Raw genomic sequence first — 1,975 nt, 5'->3', positions numbered from 1 at the left:
TCGCATTGATGCCATCTGGCTCGCGACGGAGCCGGTCGACATGCGCGCTGGCGTCGATACGCTGCTCGCACGCGTGGTCAAGGTGTTCGGCGCGGCAAGGCCCCATCATGCCTACCTGTTTGCCAATCGTCACTCGACGCGAATGAAGGTGCTGGTCTACGATGGTCTGGGCATATGGCTTGCCGCTCGGCGGCTTAACAAGGGGCGCTTCGTCTGGACGAACGGCGAGCAGGCGGTGAGCGTGGGGCTTAGCCCTGAACAGCTTCAGGCCCTGGTGATGGGACTGCCGTGGCGCACTCTCGCGCCGGATCACGCGATCACGGTGGTTTGAGCCCCGTAAGTACGTAAACTGTTTCCCTTGCTGCGTCCGGCGCCGCTCTGGCAGACTGGTCGTCATGGACATACCTGCCGATCTCGACGCCCTCAGTACCGAACAGATACGCGAACTGAACGCGAAGCTGATGGCCGAGATCGCCGGGAAAGAAAGAGAGTTGCAGTATCGGCAAACACGTATCGACCAGCTTACGCACGAACTCTCGGTCATTAAGCGGCAGCAGTTCGGCAGGCGCAGTGAGCAGCTCAACAAGGAGCAACTGAGCCTGCTCGAGGAAGCGCTCGACGCGGATCTGGCGGCAATCGGGCTCGAGCTGCAGGGGCTGAAGTCCGGCGAGCAGGCAGGGACCCCACGGCAACAGCCAAAGCGTGAACCGCTTCCTTCCGAACTGCCACGTACCGACATTCATCACGAGCCGGACAGTACGATCTGTACGTGCGGCTGCGAGCGCGTTCGCATCGGCGAGGACATCAGCGAGAAGCTGGATTACACGCCCGGCGTGTTCACGGTTGAGCGGCACATCCGGGGTAAATGGGCGTGCAAGGCATGCGAGACGCTGGTGCAGGCTGCGGTGCCGCCGCACGTGATCGACAAGGGCATCCCGACCACCGGTCTGCTGGCTCAAGTGCTGGTCGCCAAGTACAGCGATCACCTGCCGTTGTATCGGCAGGAGCGCATCTTTGCGCGGGCGGGTCTGGCGATCGCGCAATCGACGCTCGGCGCCTGGGTTGGCGCGTGTGGCGTGCGCCTGCAGCCCCTGGTCGATGCACTTCGCGAAGAGGTCTTGCAGCACGCGGTACTGCATGCCGACGAGACGCCGGTACAGATGCTTGCGCCGGGAAAGGGCAAGACCCATCGAGCCTATCTGTGGGCGTATAGCACTACGCAGTTCGCCGATCTGAAGGCGGTGATCTATGACTTCGCCGAGAGTCGCGCCGGCGAACATGCACGCGCATTCCTGGGCGAGTGGCGCGGCAAGCTGGCGTGCGACGATTACGGGGGCTACAAGTCCAGCTTCAGGAGTGGGGTCACAGAGATCGGGTGCCTGGCTCACGCGCGCCGTAAATTCTTCGATTTACACGTCAAGCACCAGAGCGAGCTGGCCGAGCCCGCGCTGCGATACTTCGGTGCGTTATACGAAGTAGAACGCGACGCTGCCGAATTCGAGCCCGATAGAAGACGCCTTGTGCGTCAAGAGCGGGCTCGCCCCATCGCCGACGAACTCCATGCATGGCTGCTCACGCAACGGCAGCGTGTGCCGGACGGATCCGGGATCGCCGCAGCGCTCGACTACAGCCTCAAACGTTGGGAGGCGCTAACGCGCTATCTGGATGATGGGCATGTGCCAGCTGATAACAACTGGGTCGAGAATCAAATACGACCGTGGGCCCTGGGGAGGTCGAACTGGTTGTTCGCAGGATCTCTGCGTGCCGGAAAACGAGCGGCCGCGATCATGACTTTAATCCGCTCTGCACAACTGAACGGACACGATCCGTTGGCTTACCTGAAGGACGTGTTGACGCGATTGCCGACACACCGTGCCGCCGACATAGCGCAACTGCTTCCTCATCGCTGGACGCCGGCCGCTGCTTGAGCGCTTGAGCGATTGCCTCCGTCAAGATGACTTCCCCGGGTGCTTAC

General features: G+C 62.1%; 2 protein-coding genes. Both read left to right on the top strand.

The window, feature by feature from the left end:
• Positions 1-331: IS66 family insertion sequence element accessory protein TnpB (gene tnpB / locus M3I56_RS40400; protein WP_254358630.1), on the top strand; the 331-nt coding region annotated here is incomplete at its 5' end.
• 64 nt (positions 332-395) lie between these two features.
• Complete coding sequence (locus tag M3I56_RS40395) at positions 396-1,928, top strand: IS66 family transposase (protein WP_254358628.1); 1,533 nt, start codon at positions 396-398, stop codon at positions 1,926-1,928.
• Positions 1,929-1,975 lie beyond the last annotated feature (47 nt).

This window comes from Paraburkholderia sp. CNPSo 3281 (assembly GCF_024206515.1).
In the GTDB taxonomy this organism is placed as follows: domain Bacteria; phylum Pseudomonadota; class Gammaproteobacteria; order Burkholderiales; family Burkholderiaceae; genus Paraburkholderia; species Paraburkholderia nodosa.
Note: the sequence above shows the minus strand (reverse complement) of the source record. Positions and strands in the feature narration are given on the sequence as shown.